This is a genomic window from Azospirillum sp. UENF 112521, from assembly GCF_058780665.1.
In genome coordinates this window covers 16,645-30,802 of the sequence record NZ_JBSNCI010000002.1, presented here as the reverse complement: position 1 = coordinate 30,802, position 14,158 = coordinate 16,645, and the positions used below count along the sequence as shown (strand labels likewise).

The window sequence follows — 14,158 nt, the reverse complement described above, 5'->3', positions numbered from 1 at the left end:
CCCTATGCCCCGTCAAGATTGCGGCGCAGAACAAGTGCCGCGACCCGTCCATCCGGTCGTTTGTAGTATCCGGGGCGACGCCCGACCGAAAAAAAGCCGCTGGCCTTGTATAGACTCGAAGCTGCCGGGTTATCCTCGGCAACTTCAAGAAACAATGCAGTCGCGCCCAGGTCCTGCGATCCGCTGACCGCAGCCTCCACCAGCAGGCGGCCGATGCCGCCGCGGCGGGCCTGCGGCAGCACGCCGATGGCGAGGATCTCCGCATCCTCCGCCGCGACCCGGGCCATCACAAAACCGAGCGGCCGGTCCCGGTCGTCGAGGGCGATGGTGGCGAAGCCGGCCGGCGGGACGATCAGGGTGGCGACCGACGCCTCGTCCCAGGGATCGTCCGGGAAGCAGGCCTGCTGCAGGGCCGCCACCACACCGGCCTCCAGCAGGCCGGCGGGGTGGAGGCGGACGGCGGCGGTCATGCCGCGGCTCCGCCCGGTACGGCTTTGCTCCCCGGCTTGGCTGCCGCGGTCTTCGGTCCCGCGGTCTTCGGCCCCCCCGTCTTAGGCCCCCCCGTCTTAGGCAGGGTGACGTCGGGCGGGCGGAGATAGAAGGGGTCGACTGGCAGGCCGGTGGGGCGGACGGCCCCGAGCGCCGCCACCACGGCGGCATCCGGCAGCCCGTCGCCGGACGCCAGCGCCAGATCGCCACGCCCGGCCAGCAGCGGCGCCAGCACCGCCGCCGCGTCGCCGGCCAGCAGCAGCGGGCCGGACGGGTACAGCCCGTCGAGCCAGCCGGGGATCGCCGCCGGATCGGGCATCGCCGGATCGCCGACGGGGGCGAGCGCCGCGTCGTAGAGCTGAAGGAAGGGTTCCGCCCGCCGGCTGTCGACGGCAACCAGCAGGAACCGGCCGGCACGCTCGGCGACCGGCACGCCATGGGCGATGGCGTCGAAGCTGGTGATGCCGATCACCGGCAGGTCCCGGGCGACGGCGATGCCGCGCGCGGCGGCCAGCGCGATGCGCAGCCCGGTGAAGGCGCCCGGCCCGACGGTGACGGCGATGCGGTCGAGGTCGGCGAAACCGGCGCCGGCGTCGGCCAGCACCTCCTGCGCCAGCGGCACCAGCACTTCGGCCTGCCCGCGCGCCATCGGCGGGCTGCGCCGGACGGTCACCCGCGCACCGTCATCCTGACCGGCCGTTCCGTCCCACACTGCCGCCGAACAGCCCGACGTGGCCGTATCCAGACCCAGAACCTTCATCACCCCACCTTCCCTGCCGCCGCGACCCGCGGACGGCCCGTTCATGATACGCAAGCCAGACTGCCACGGATTTCCTCACCGTGCGGCATCATCCCGAAATGGGGCCGGCCGTCATGGCACGCCGCCATGGGAATGGCAGACCCGCGACCATGGCAGACGGCGCCGCGGCCATGCTACAGGACGATCGTCTTTCTCATATGCCGACGGTTGCCCTGTTCATGCTGACCGAGATCACGCCTCCGGCCTTCGACATCGACCTGGAGCTTCTCTACGCCACCGCCGACAATCTGTCGGGCGTGCCGATCTACCGCTCGGCGGTGTGCATGCTGCACCCCGACGCGGCCCGCCGGCTCGGCGACGCCATCCGGCTGGCCCGCGGCATCGGCTGCCGGCTGCGGGTGTACGATGCCTTCCGCCCGGCGGAGGCGCAATGGAGGCTTTGGCACGCCTTCCCCGATCCCACCTATATCGCCGACCCGCGGCTGGGGTCCAACCACACCCGCGGCGTGGCGATCGACCTGACGCTGGTGGATGCCGCCGGCGTGCCGCTGGACATGGGCACCGGGTTCGACGCGATGACCGAGCGGTCGCACCATGGCCGCAGCGACCTGACCGCCGACCAGCAGCGCAACCGCGCCCTGCTGCTGGGCGTGATGGTGGGGGCGGGGTGGGAGCATTACCCCTCGGAATGGTGGCACTACCAGCTGCCGGATGCCGAACGCTACCCGCTGCTGACCGACGCCGCGGCCGGCGGCCGGCTGATGTAGGGACAGGGGCGGCCGGTACCGGCCCAAACCCGTCTGCCGAACCCATCTGCCGAAGCTCATTTGCCCCGGCTCATTTCTACGTGTGCTACGCCTGAGGCGTTCCATTGTTGCACGCGCGCACCGCATCTCTGCTCTCCGCAGGAAAGCGGCGGACGGCGCTTGTTCGCAGGACGGGGACTGTGGCACATCATTTGCGTTGGGGCGGAGGTCGCCCCAATCAGCCTTTTCCGCAAGGGCGCCATGCCGTTCCGTCGTGCCGTCTCGGTAGTCGCCGCCGCCGCGCTGTCCATCTGGACCGCGTTCGTGCCGGTGTCCCGGCCCGCCGCCGCCGAAGCCGCCTCTCCGCAGGGCGCCAGCGCGGTGGTGTTCGCCTATGACCGCTTCGGCGAGGACCAGAACCCGTCGATCAGCATCCGCATCGACCAGTTCGAGGCCCATCTGGACGAGCTGACCGACGGCGACTACACCGTCCTGCCCCTGCCGAAGATCCTGGACGCGCTGCGCACCGGCAAGCCGCTGCCCGACCGCACCGTGGCGATCACCATCGACGAGGCCAGCCGCTCCGCCTTCACCGAGGCGTGGCCGCGGCTGAAGGCGGCCAATCTGCCCTTCACCCTGTTCGTCGCCACCGATGCGGTGGACCGCGGCTCCCCCGCCCACATGACCTGGGGCGAAATCCGCCAGCTGGCGGCGGCCGGCGTCACCATCGGGGCGCTCGGCACCTCCACCCAGTCGATGCTGGCGCGCAGCCCCGACCAGCTCGCCGCCGACCTGCGCCGGATGTCCGACCGCTTCCAGGCGGAGCTGGGGCGGCGCCCGGCGGTCCTGGCCTATCCGCAGGGCGAATATTCGCTGGCGGTGCGGCAGATGGTGATCGACCAGGGCTTCACCGCCGCCTTCGGCCAGCAGTCGGGGGTCCTGCACCCGCAGGCCGATCCCTGGAGCCTGCCGCGCTTCGTCATGAACGAGACCTATGGCAGCGCCGACCGGTTCGAGCTGGCGGCCAACGCGCTGCCGCTGCCGGTGTCGGACCTGACGCCCGACGACCCGCTGGTCACCGTCAACCCGCCGCCGCTCGGCTTCACCATCGCCGACGGGGTGGGCGACAGCTCCAAGCTGGCCTGCTTCGCCACCGGCCAGGGCCGCACCGCGCTGGAACGCATCGCCGAGGACCGGGTGGAGGTCCGCATCCGCGATCCCTTCCCGCCGGGCCGGGCGCGCGTCAACTGCACGCTGCCGGCCGCCGACGGCCGCTGGCGCTGGCTGGGCGTGCAGTTCCTGATCCCGGAGTAAACCGGCCGCACCAACAGTTCCCAGGGCAGTCCCCAGGGCAGTCCCCGGGCATTTCCGACCGCATCAATCGGGCATTGGCGGCCGGTTCCGCCACGCCTATGGTGCCGGTTCCGGCGGGCCGTCGCGTGGCGCGCTGCGGTTTCCAGAAATGGGCGTTTTCACAAGCGGGCGATTTTTCGGGAGCGGGCCATGGCCGACGACACCTATTCAGCAAGCGGGCCTGGGGGCGCGCAGGGCTCCGACATCGGCTGGGCCGACACGGTGCGGTTCCGGCTGCCGGCCGGCTGGGCCGTCGATGTGGAGGAGCATGAAGGGCAGCCGGTCGGCACCTTCCGGCCGCCGCCGCCGGCCGCGGGCGTCCTGCGGCTGGTGACCGACCGGGTGGTGCCGCGGCCGGACTCCGGCGGCACCGCCGCAACCTTGCAGGAAATGGCTCTGCGCTTTGTCCGGCCGCAGGACCAGCGGGCAGGGGACCGGACCGTGGACAGCCGGTCCGACGGCGCCGTGATCGCCCAGGCGATGATGCGGACGGAAGAGGACGGCCGGGCGGAGACCCATTATCTGTGGCTGGTCGGTGCGGAGCGCGCCGATGCGGCAGGGTCCGTCGCCGCGGTCGCCATGTTCAGCTTCGCGCTGCCCGACCTGATGGATGGCGACGAATCCTGCGCCGAGATGCTGGGCCGGATCGACGACGCCATCCGCAATGCGGAGATTTTGTGAGGCGGCAGGTTTTGTGAGACGGAAGGCATCCGCCTCTTCGGGACAGGGTTACCGCAACGCCGTCATGGGAGGAACGCCGGTCAGCAGTGGCCGGCGCCGGTGGCCATCAGCGCCTTCATGCGGAGCGCATGCGGGTCGTGGGCGACGGCGGCCTCTTCGGCCGCAAGGGCGGCGAGGCTGAGGAAGCGCACCAGATCGTCCAGATCGCATCGCGTGGCATCGCTCATCAGGCTGTCGAGGCAGGACTTGATGGCCAGGGCCACGTCGCGTCGTTCGTCCATCATCGCGCTTCCCTTTCACACCTGTGTGACCAGCATCGCAATTGAACCGCATGGCCCGGCGGCGGCAGCGGCAGCATTGCCGGCCCCTTCCCTTGCGGTCATCCCCAATGGGTAAACGAGATAGCATATTCCTTTTGGGGTTTCACTATTAGATTCTCCAAAACTTGAATAATCATAGCAACTGCGAATTGATTGCACACAGCTTTGCACGCGGTTGCTTGTTAATGAAAGGTTAACTTCCTTGACTAGTTCATAAGCTAAGGATTTATCTCTTGTAACACCTGTGACGATTTGAATCATCGCGCTTGAATATCGGGATACTCGTCCTTGCGTACTTGAATACACCGGTATTCTATTGCCAGGAGCAATAGGACGGCGGCGGTGTGGCAAAGGCTGTTGGGGACGCGTTTTTTCCCCGCTTTTGCAGGCTGAAAGGCGCGCCACCCTGTTGCAGCCCGAAACGGCTCCGCCTATATCTCCGCCAGCACGGGCCGGACCCGGGGGCATCGCTTTCATGTGTCGCCCCCGGACACCAGGACCCCAAGCGCTCCACCGACGTTTCACCGACCCTATGGGGATCGCGGCGGTGCCGGACCAGACGGGCCGCCACGCATCTGCCGAACGAAAGAGGCTGAACATGAGCAAAGTGATTGGTATCGACCTCGGCACCACGAACTCGTGCGTCGCCGTTATGGAAGGCGGCAGCGCCAAGGTGATCGAGAACGCCGAGGGCGCGCGGACGACGCCGTCCATGGTCGCCTTCAGCCAGGGCGGCGAGCGGCTGATCGGCCAGCCCGCCAAGCGCCAGGCGGTCACCAATCCGGAAAACACCCTCTTCGCCATCAAGCGTCTGATCGGCCGCCGCTTCGACGATCCGCTGACGAAGAAGGACCAGGGCCTGGTTCCCTACCGCATCATCTCCGGCGACAACGGCGACGCCTGGGTCGAGGCGCACTCCAAGAAGTACAGCCCCAGCCAGATCAGCGCCTTCATCCTCACCAAGATGAAGGAGACCGCCGAGAACTATCTGGGCGAGAAGGTCACGCAGGCGGTCATCACCGTCCCGGCCTACTTCAACGACAGCCAGCGCCAGGCCACCAAGGACGCCGGCAAGATCGCCGGGCTTGAAGTCCTGCGCATCATCAACGAGCCGACGGCCGCGGCGCTCGCCTACGGCATGGAGAAGAAGGGGTCCGGCACCGTCGCGGTCTATGACCTGGGCGGCGGCACCTTCGACATCTCCGTGCTGGAGATCGGCGACGGCGTGTTCGAGGTGAAGTCGACCAACGGCGACACCTTCCTGGGCGGCGAGGACTTCGACAGCCGCATCATCGAGTATCTTGCCGACGAGTTCAGCAAGGAGCAGGGCATCGACCTGCGCAAGGACAAGCTCGCGCTGCAGCGCCTGAAGGAAGCTGCCGAGAAGGCGAAGATCGAGCTGTCGTCCACCACGCAGACCGAAGTCAACCTGCCCTTCATCACCGCCGACCAGACCGGTCCGAAGCACCTGAACATCAAGCTGACCCGCGCCAAGCTGGAAGCCCTGGTGGACGAGCTGGTGCAGCGCACGATCGAGCCCTGCAAGGCGGCCCTGAAGGACGCCGGGCTGAAGGCCAGCGAGATCGACGAGGTGATCCTGGTCGGCGGCATGACCCGCATGCCCAAGGTCATCGACGCGGTGAAGCAGTTCTTCGGCCGTGAGCCGCACCGCGGCGTCAACCCGGACGAGGTGGTCGCCATCGGCGCCGCCATCCAGGGCGGCGTGCTGAAGGGCGAGGTCAAGGACGTCCTGCTGCTCGACGTCACCCCGCTGTCGCTGGGCATCGAGACGCTGGGCGGCGTCTTCACCCGCCTGATCGACCGCAACACCACGGTGCCGACGAAGAAGAGCCAGACCTTCTCGACCGCCGAGGACAACCAGAACGCCGTCACCATCCGCGTCTTCCAGGGCGAGCGCGAGATGGCGGCCGACAACAAGATGCTGGGCCAGTTCGACCTGGTCGGCATCCCGCCGGCCCCGCGCGGCGTGCCGCAGGTCGAGGTGACCTTCGACATCGACGCCAACGGCATCGTCAGCGTCACGGCGAAGGACAAGGCGACCGGCAAGGAGCAGCAGATCCGCATCCAGGCCTCGGGCGGCCTGTCGGACGCCGACATCCAGAAGATGGTCAAGGACGCCGAGGCCCATTCGGCCGACGACAAGAAGCGCCGCGAACTGGTGGACGCCCGCAACCATGCCGACGCCCTGATCCACACCACCGAGCGGACCATCAAGGAGAACGGCGACAAGATCCCGGCCTCCGACAAGACCGCCGCGGAGGCTGCCGTCGCCGAACTGAAGTCGGTGCTGGACAGCGAGGATCTGGACGGCATCAAGGCGAAGACCGAGGCCCTGGCCCAGGTCTCCATGAAGCTGGGCGAGGCGATGTACAAGGCCGGCCAGGGCGAGGCCCCGGCTGCGGGCGGCGAGGCGCCGGGCGCCCAGCCGAACGAGCCGGGCGTCGTCGACGCCGACTTCGAGGAGGTCCAGGACGACAAGAAGAAGTCGGCATAAGCCCGACGCCAGCTTCTTTTTGATACGGACCTGACGCGAGCATCGATGGCCCGCCGCCTTTCCCCGGCGGCGGGCCTTCGGTATGCTGGGGTCAGGCTCCGACGCGACGCGGACAGTTTGGACCAGAACGACTCAAAGGCGGTCGGCCCCCATGGCGAAACAGGATTATTACGAGCTGCTCGGTGTGGCGAAGAACGCCAGCGCGGATGAGCTGAAAAAGGCTTATCGCAAGATGGCGATGCAGTACCACCCGGACCGCAACCAGGGTGACAAGGACGCCGAGCAGAAGTTCAAGGAAGTCAGCGAGGCTTATGAGGTCCTGAAGGACGATCAGAAGCGCGCAGCCTACGACCGGTTCGGCCACGCCGCCTTCGAGAATGGCCGTGGTCCGGGTGCCGGTGCGGGCGCCGGCGGCTTCAACTTCGACTTCGGCGGCGGCGGCGGCTTCGCCGACATCTTCGACGAGATGTTCGGCGAGTTCATGGGCGGGCGCCGCGGCGGCGGCGGTGCGTCCGGCCGCGGCCAGGACCTGCGCTACAATCTGGAGATCGGGCTGGAGGAGGCCTTCAAGGGCACCCAGACCACCATCCGCGTGCCCACCACCGTGCAGTGCGACGGCTGCAACGGGTCGGGTGCCGCGGCGGGGACCCAGCCGATCACCTGCCCGACCTGCCAGGGTCACGGCAAGGTGCGGGCGCAGCAGGGCTTCTTCACCATCGAGCGGACCTGCCCCGGCTGCCACGGCGCCGGCAAGGTCATCAAGGACGCCTGCAAGACCTGCGGCGGCTCCGGCCGGCTGCGCAAGGAGAAGACCCTTCAGGTCAACATCCCCGCCGGCGTCGAGGACGGCACCCGCATCCGTCTGGCGGGCGAGGGTGAGGCGGGCCTGCGCGGGGCGCCGGCCGGCGACCTCTACATCTTCCTGGCGCTTGCCCCGCACCCGATCTTCCAGCGCGACGGCGCCAACATCCACTGCCGGGTGCCGATCCCGATGACCACGGCGGCGCTCGGCGGGGCGGTGGAGGTGCCGACCATCGACGGCAGCCGCACCAAGGTGACGGTGCCGCCGGGAACCCAGTCGGGCCACCAGTTCCGCATCAAGGGCAAGGGCATGTCGGTGCTGCGCAGCGCCCAGCGCGGCGACATGTACATCCAGGCGGTGGTGGAAACCCCGGTGAACCTGACCAAGCGCCAGCAGGAACTGCTGCGCGAGTTCGAGGGCGCCGCAAAGGAAGGGTCGAACCCGCAGTCGGAAGGCTTCTTCGCCAAGGTGAAGGAGCTTTGGGAAGACCTGAAGGACTGATCCCGGCCATCGCCGGGGACAAATCGGGACTGTCTGGACGGGCGGCGCGTCGATGATGCGCCGCCCGTTACTTTTTGTCGCATACTGGGATCTTTGCGTGTTTTCCACGGCTGCCGAGCGGTTTTTGCGCGAAAGCCGTTGAAGGGGCGGTCATGCACGTGTAATCACCCAGCATGGCTAATCCATTGGCGACATGCCCGGCCGGTGCCGGGGGCAGGCTGCCTCATGCGGGTTGAGAGGCTTCTCACCGCGCTGGTCGACGCTTTCGTCCGCGGCGACGAGCTGCCCGACCTGATCCTGCCGGCGGGCCACTCGCCGATCCTGCAACGCCGCCGCGCCGCGATGATCCAGTCGCGTGTGCGCATGGTGGCGCTGATCTTCGGCATCCTGACGCCGCTGTGGATCGCCATCGACGTCACCGTCTTTGAATGGTCGCTGGCGATCTGGCTGATCCTGCTGCGCCTGACCGCCAGCGCCGCCTTCCTGGCGCTCGCCTTCGACCGCCGGTCCTGCGAGGACATGGCCTGCGCCTGGTGGCGGCTGGCCGCGCTGCTGGCGATCCCGACCGTGTTCTTCGCCGTCTCGCACCCGCTCCTCTATAACCAGGGGGTCGACGACCTGCGCATCGCCGTCAGCGCCGGCTACGGCTATCTGCCCTTCGTGATGGTGGCGGGGCTCAGCGTCTTTCCGCTGACCGCGCTGGAGGGGGCGCTGTTCGCCGCACCGATGCTGGGTGCCCATCTGGCCGCCGGCTTCTACGGCTCGCTGGTGATGCCGTTCCCCTCCTACATCAGCGCGCTGTGGCTCTTGGCGCTGATCGCGGTGGTGGCGACGCTGGCGGCGATCAGCCAGCTGCATTTCATGATCGCGCTGCTGGAGCAGGCGGCGCACGACGCGCTGACCGGCGCCTTCTCCCGCCGGATCGGCGAGGAGTTGCTGAAACTCCAGGTCGCCCATGCCGAGCGGGCATCACAGCCGCTGACGGCGATCTTCGTCGATCTGGACGACTTCAAGGCGGTCAACGACCGCTATGGCCATGAGGAGGGCGACCGCGTCCTGCGTCATGCCGCCAACACCATCCGCAGCCTGCTGCGCCAGTCCGACGCCCTGATCCGCTGGGGCGGCGAGGAGTTTTTGGTCGTCATGCCCGACACCCCGGTGGACGGCGCGATGATCGCGGTGGAGCGCATGCGCCGCGCCGGCTTCGGCAAGCGGCCGGACGGCAGTTTGCAGACCGCCAGCATCGGCATCGCCGAACAGACGGCCGACCGCCCCGCCGATTGGGAAGCGCTGGTGGAACTGGCCGATCAGCGCATGTACCGCGCCAAGCAGGACGGCAAGGACCGGGTGGTCGTCACCGGCGCCGGCGTCAAGCCCGACGCCGAGACCGATCCCTGGGACGGCATCACCGCCTGAGCGCCCAGTCAGCTTTCCGCCGGGCCGTCCAGCGGATACTCCCCCAACGCCTCATACACCGCGCCGCCGTTGCCGAGATGGCTGCGGTAGAGGGTGAGGCGGTCGACCGGCATCGGGCCGGCGCGGAACAGGCCGCGGTCGGACAGGAAACGGCCGATGCGGTCGGCCGGCGCGTCCTTCAGCCGGGCCAGCGTGATGTGGGGGGAGAATTTCCGCTCCTCCGCCGGCAGGCCGCAGCGGACGACGACGGACTCGACCTTGGCCTGGAGATGGGCCAGCGCCTCGTTGCGCTCCACCCCCGCCCACAGCACCCGTGCCTTGCGGCCGGCGCCGAACACGCCGACCCCGTCGAGGGTGAGCGCGAAGGCCGGCGCCCGCAGTTCCGCCAGGGCGGCGTCGATGTCCATCGCCTGATCCTCCGGCACCTCGCCGATGAAGCGCAGGGTCAGGTGCATATTCTCAGGCTCGGTCCAGCGCGCGCCGGGCACCCCGCCGCCCAGACCGGCCAGCCGCCGGCGAACCTCCTCCGTCAGGTCGAGCGCGACGAACAGGCGGAGCATGGGGCACCTCCAGACTTGCAGGGCCGGTTGCTGCAACGGCCCGCCCCCGTTCGATGAAGGGTGCGGGCCGTACGGTGGCTTACGGGCAGGGATCCGGCATGCGGTTGTGCACGGCGTCGATCTCCGCCAACACCTCGGGCGACAGGGTCAGCCCGACCGAGTCGATGTTGGAGATCAGCGTCTCCATCGTCGTCGCCCCGATCAGCGAGGAGGTGACGAAGGGCTTCTGCAGGGTGAAGGCGATGGCCATCTGGTTCGGCGCCAGACCGTGGCGGCGGGCGATGTCCAGATAGGCCTCGGTCGCCGCGTCGGCATTGACCGTGTTGTAGCGCGACGGCCGGTGGTCGAGCGAGCGGCGGCTGCCCGGCGGGATGGCGCCGTTCAGGTACTTGCCGGTCAGCGTGCCGGCGGCGAGCGGCGAATAGGCCAGCAGCCCGACATCCTCGCGCAGGGCCACCTCCGACAAGCCGTTCTCGAAGGTCCGGTTCAGCAGGTTGTAGGCGTTCTGGATCGAGGCGACGCGCGGCAGACCGGCCGGCTCCCCTGCCACCTCGGCGGCGCGCAGCCAGCGCATGACGCCCCACGGACTTTCGTTCGACAGGCCGACATGGCGGATCTTCCCCGCCTGCACCAGCTCGGCCAGCGCCGCCAGCGTCTCCTCGATCGGCACGGCGTCCTGCTCGGGCTTGTGCTGATAGGTGCGGCCGCCGAAGCGGTTGGTGACGCGGTCGGGCCAGTGGATCTGGTAGAGGTCGATGTAGTCGGTCTTCAGCCGCGACAGGCTGGCCTCCACCGCCGCGAAGAGGTTGGCGCGGTCGAGCCGCGACTTGCCGTCGCGTATCCAGCCGAAGCCGCCGGCCGGCAGGCCGATGATCTTGCTGGCAAGGATCACCCGGTCGCGCTTGCCGCGCGACTGGAACCAGCTGCCGATCACCTCCTCCGTCTTGCCATAGGTGTCGGCGGTGGGCGGGATGGCGTACATCTCCGCCGTGTCCCAGAAATTGATGCCGCGGTCGAGCGCCGCATCCATCTGGGCATGGCCTTCGGCCTCGGTGTTCTGGCGGCCCCAGGTCATGGTGCCCAGGCCGATGGCGCTGACCGACAGGCCGGTGCGGCCAAGCGGACGATACTGCATCCGGAACGTTCCTTATTCGAAATGATCTTTACAGAAACAGCGTCAGCACGCCGGTGTAACCATAGAGCCGGTTGTGCGACACCTCGCCCGAGGCGAAGAAGCCGGTCAGCGGGATGTCGCCGAAGACCTCGCGGATCATCGACAGCTCGGCATTGGCGGCACCGAACAGGCTGGGGCCGCGGGCGATGCAGCTGACATACACCGCCCCCTTCGGCGTCGCCTTCACCCGTTTCTTGAGGCTGTCCAGCATCCGGCGCATGTCGGCGGCGGCGGTCTCCGCGTCGCGGCGGGTGAACATCACCGGCTGGCCGGTGGTCACCCGTTCGGCGATGGAGAGCCAGCCGGCGCGCGGGTCGATGGCGATCAGGTCGCGCACCAGATAATCCTGGGTGTCGGAGCCGGCGATCGGCAGCCCGGCGCAGATCACCCCGGCCACCTGTCGCAGGTCGGCGGCAAGCTCCGGCCCGATGTCCTCCTTGAACACGTCGAGCGCCGGGCGGCCGTCGATCTCCAGGATCACGTTGTCGTCGCTGGCGGTGACGGTGCGCGTCGGCCCGATGGGGCGGCAGCCCTGGGTCAGCGCGGTGGCGACCGGCAGCTGCGGCGCGAACAGCACGCCGGACACGCCGCCGTCGGTGACCGGGTCGGCATCCTCCGCCCCGGCGGCGATCTGCGGGAACTCCCCGCGCGAGGCGGTCAGGCCGCCGACCAGGAAGACGCCGGCCTCCTCCGACAAACGGGCGACCAGCCCGGCCATGTCGGCATGGTGCGGGTCGACATGGATCAGCGCCAGCGCCGCGCCATGCTTGTCCAGCCAGCCGCCGGCATTGCCGCGCAGCGGCTCCAGCCCGTCGGTCAGGGTGGGGAACAGGCGGAAGCTGTCCTCCGGCAGGCGGGCGGCCATGATCGCCAGCCCCGGCTCGTCGAACAGGGCCGCACCGTTCGCCATCACGCCGATGCCGGCGGTGCCGACCCAATGGCGGATGCCGGTAACGCCGCGCAGCAGGGTGACGATGCTGGTCGCATGCTCCGCCAGCCCGTCGGTCAGATAGAGGAAGCCCAGGTTGCAGCCGGCGACCGGCCCCAGCCGGTCCAGGCAGGCCTTGACCGTCGGCCCCCACTCGGACCCGGCGGCGCAGGCGGCGGTAAAGCGGGTGTCGCTGTCCTGGGGCACGGTCATGGGGGTCACGGTCATGGCGGCTCAGCCTCCGGTCTTTTCTGTAGTCTTCTGGATTTGCGGCAGGCTGTCGAGCAGGGCGGTGACGGAGGGCAGGATGCGCTCGACGATCACCGCCACGCCCTGGGCGTTGGGGTGCAGGCCGTCCGGCTGGATCAGCGCCTGCTGCAACGCCACCCCGTCGAGGAAGAAGGGATAGAGCGGCACATCGTAGGTCTTGGCGAGATCCGGGTAGATGGCGTTGAAGCTGTCGGTGTAGGGCTTGCCCAGGCTGGGCGAGGCGAACATGCCGGCCAGCAGGGTCGGCACCTTGCGCTCCTTCAACGTCTTCAGGATGGCGTCGAGGTTGGCCCTGGCCTGACCGGGGTCGAGCCCGCGCAGCATGTCGTTGGCGCCCAGCTCGACGATGGCGGCGTCCGGCTTGTCGGCCAGCGCCCAGTCCAGCCGCGCCCGCCCACCGGCGGTGGTGTCGCCCGACACGCCGGCGTTGACGACGGTGACGCTGTAGCCCTTCGCCGCCAGCGCCTTTTCCAGCTGGCGGGTGAAGCCCTGCGGTTCGGGCAAGCCGTAGCCGGCGGTCAGGCTGTCGCCCAGCGCCAGCAGCTTCACCGGCGGCGCGGCAGCCGCGCGGGTCGGAACGGTCATCGATGCCCCTGCGGCAAGAAGAAAGGCGAGTGCGGCGCCAAGGGCGCCCGTGTTGAAAGCCCGGCGGGTCGTGCCATATGGCGATGGTCCATTCCGCTTGTGCGAGTGTCGCATGTCCAAGGCTCAGTCCCCTGCAACGTCGTCAAACTCCATCGCCCGGCCTTCAAACGAAATCATCGTTGAACTCGACGACGTCCACCTGAAATTGGACAGCGGCGCCGGACCCGTCAACATCCTGCGCGGCGTGAATCTTCAGGTTTCGGCCGGCGAGCGGGTCGGCGTCGTCGGCCCCAGCGGCTCCGGCAAGTCCACCATGATGATGGTGATGGCCGGGCTGGAACGCCCCAGCGGCGGCCTCGTCCGCGTCGCCGGCCAGGATCTCGGGAAGCTGGACGAGGATGGGCTGGCCCGCTTCCGCCGCCAGCATGTGGGGATCGTCTTCCAGGCTTTCCATCTGGTGCCGACCATGACGGCGCAGGAGAATGTCGCCATCCCGCTGGAGTTCGCCGGGGTCGCCGACGCCTTCGACCGCGCCCGCGTCGGGCTGGAGCAGGTGGGCTTAAGCCATCGCATCCACCATTATCCCGGCCAGCTGTCGGGCGGCGAGCAGCAGCGCACGGCGCTCGCCCGCGCCTTCGTCACCGAGCCGTCGCTACTGCTGGCCGACGAGCCGACCGGCAACCTCGACATCGACACCGGCAGCACCATCGTCAAGCTGCTGTTCGATCTGGCCGAGCGGCGCGGCACGACGCTGGTGCTGATCACCCACGACCAGAGCCTGGCTGCGCGCTGCGACCGCACGGTGCGGCTGGCGGACGGGCGGATCGCCGACGATGGGCAGGCCGCCCGGCGCGCGAAGCTCCAGGCGGCGGGGGAGTGAGGGGGATGGAAAGGATGTTCGCGCCAAATACTCCCTCTCCCCCCGGGGAGAGGGTCGGGGTGAGGGGGACGCAGTGCGTGGCGTTGCTCGACGCGCAAAGTCCTCGCCATTGAAGCAATCCTCGCCACGCACCCCCCTCACCCTAACCCTCTCCCCGGGGGGGAGAGGGGACAGCAGC

Annotated in this window: 15 protein-coding genes; 7 read left to right on the top strand and 8 right to left on the bottom strand. The window is 68.9% G+C overall.

What is annotated here, in order from left to right; all coding sequences use genetic code 11:
* Nucleotides 1–2: 2 nt before the first annotated feature.
* Together ACWPN8_RS02290 and tsaB are read right to left on the bottom strand one after the other, a co-directional pair.
* Nucleotides 3–470 (bottom strand): GNAT family N-acetyltransferase, encoded by a 468-nt coding sequence (locus tag ACWPN8_RS02290; protein WP_109096001.1) that lies wholly within the window; start codon nt 468–470, stop codon nt 3–5.
* Nucleotides 467–1,249, bottom strand: a complete 783-nt coding sequence (tsaB, locus tag ACWPN8_RS02285; protein WP_492239787.1) for a tRNA (adenosine(37)-N6)-threonylcarbamoyltransferase complex dimerization subunit type 1 TsaB — start codon at nt 1,247–1,249, stop codon at nt 467–469. Before tsaB ends, ACWPN8_RS02290 begins: the two co-directional genes overlap by 4 nt.
* A gap of 197 nt (nt 1,250–1,446) precedes the next feature.
* Between tsaB and ddpX the strand changes: the two genes are divergently transcribed.
* The 3 genes from ddpX (at nt 1,447) to ACWPN8_RS02270 (ending at nt 4,029) form a co-directional block, all read left to right on the top strand.
* Complete coding sequence (gene ddpX, locus ACWPN8_RS02280) at nt 1,447–2,016, top strand: D-alanyl-D-alanine dipeptidase (protein ID WP_492239785.1); 570 nt, start codon at nt 1,447–1,449, stop codon at nt 2,014–2,016.
* A 240-nt stretch (nt 2,017–2,256) separates the two neighbouring features.
* The gene (locus ACWPN8_RS02275) at nt 2,257–3,309 is read left to right on the top strand and encodes a polysaccharide deacetylase family protein (protein ID WP_109096003.1); all 1,053 of its coding nucleotides are present in this window, start codon (nt 2,257–2,259) and stop codon (nt 3,307–3,309) included.
* Between the two features lie 189 nt (nt 3,310–3,498).
* Nucleotides 3,499–4,029 (top strand): hypothetical protein, encoded by a 531-nt coding sequence (locus ACWPN8_RS02270; protein WP_109096004.1) that lies wholly within the window; start codon nt 3,499–3,501, stop codon nt 4,027–4,029.
* Nucleotides 4,030–4,109: 80 nt separating this feature from the next.
* Here the strand turns inward: ACWPN8_RS02270 and ACWPN8_RS02265 are convergent, their stop codons facing one another.
* A complete protein-coding gene (locus ACWPN8_RS02265) occupies nt 4,110–4,313 on the bottom strand; it encodes a hypothetical protein (protein WP_098740861.1) in 204 nt (67 codons plus the stop codon).
* 12 nt (nt 4,314–4,325) lie between these two features.
* The gene (locus ACWPN8_RS02260) at nt 4,326–4,610 is read right to left on the bottom strand and encodes a hypothetical protein (RefSeq protein WP_492239783.1); all 285 of its coding nucleotides are present in this window, start codon (nt 4,608–4,610) and stop codon (nt 4,326–4,328) included.
* A gap of 337 nt (nt 4,611–4,947) precedes the next feature.
* Between ACWPN8_RS02260 and dnaK the strand changes: the two genes are divergently transcribed.
* The 3 genes from dnaK to ACWPN8_RS02245 all read left to right on the top strand — a co-directional run bounded on the left by dnaK (nt 4,948) and on the right by ACWPN8_RS02245 (nt 9,583).
* The gene (gene dnaK, locus ACWPN8_RS02255) at nt 4,948–6,864 is read left to right on the top strand and encodes a molecular chaperone DnaK (RefSeq protein WP_109052287.1); all 1,917 of its coding nucleotides are present in this window, start codon (nt 4,948–4,950) and stop codon (nt 6,862–6,864) included.
* Nucleotides 6,865–7,015: 151 nt separating this feature from the next.
* Nucleotides 7,016–8,167, top strand: coding sequence for a molecular chaperone DnaJ (gene dnaJ / locus ACWPN8_RS02250; protein ID WP_109096005.1), 1,152 nt, complete (start codon nt 7,016–7,018; stop codon nt 8,165–8,167).
* A gap of 225 nt (nt 8,168–8,392) precedes the next feature.
* The gene (locus ACWPN8_RS02245) at nt 8,393–9,583 is read left to right on the top strand and encodes a GGDEF domain-containing protein (protein ID WP_247872785.1); all 1,191 of its coding nucleotides are present in this window, start codon (nt 8,393–8,395) and stop codon (nt 9,581–9,583) included.
* Between the two features lie 8 nt (nt 9,584–9,591).
* On the opposite strand, the gene thpR is transcribed toward ACWPN8_RS02245, so the two are convergent.
* From thpR to ACWPN8_RS02225, 4 genes are all read right to left on the bottom strand, one after another.
* Complete coding sequence (thpR, locus tag ACWPN8_RS02240; protein ID WP_109096006.1) at nt 9,592–10,143, bottom strand: RNA 2',3'-cyclic phosphodiesterase; 552 nt, start codon at nt 10,141–10,143, stop codon at nt 9,592–9,594.
* A 79-nt stretch (nt 10,144–10,222) separates the two neighbouring features.
* Complete coding sequence (locus tag ACWPN8_RS02235; protein ID WP_492239781.1) at nt 10,223–11,278, bottom strand: NADP(H)-dependent aldo-keto reductase; 1,056 nt, start codon at nt 11,276–11,278, stop codon at nt 10,223–10,225.
* A gap of 28 nt (nt 11,279–11,306) precedes the next feature.
* Complete coding sequence (locus ACWPN8_RS02230) at nt 11,307–12,473, bottom strand: FIST signal transduction protein (RefSeq protein WP_492239780.1); 1,167 nt, start codon at nt 12,471–12,473, stop codon at nt 11,307–11,309.
* Nucleotides 12,474–12,479: 6 nt separating this feature from the next.
* Nucleotides 12,480–13,100: an arylesterase gene (locus tag ACWPN8_RS02225; protein WP_492239779.1), complete on the bottom strand. Its 621-nt coding sequence runs from the start codon at nt 13,098–13,100 to the stop codon at nt 12,480–12,482.
* Nucleotides 13,101–13,212: 112 nt separating this feature from the next.
* On the opposite strand from ACWPN8_RS02225, the gene ACWPN8_RS02220 reads away from it, so the two are divergent.
* Complete coding sequence (locus tag ACWPN8_RS02220; RefSeq protein WP_492239778.1) at nt 13,213–13,980, top strand: ABC transporter ATP-binding protein; 768 nt, start codon at nt 13,213–13,215, stop codon at nt 13,978–13,980.
* Nucleotides 13,981–14,158 lie beyond the last annotated feature (178 nt).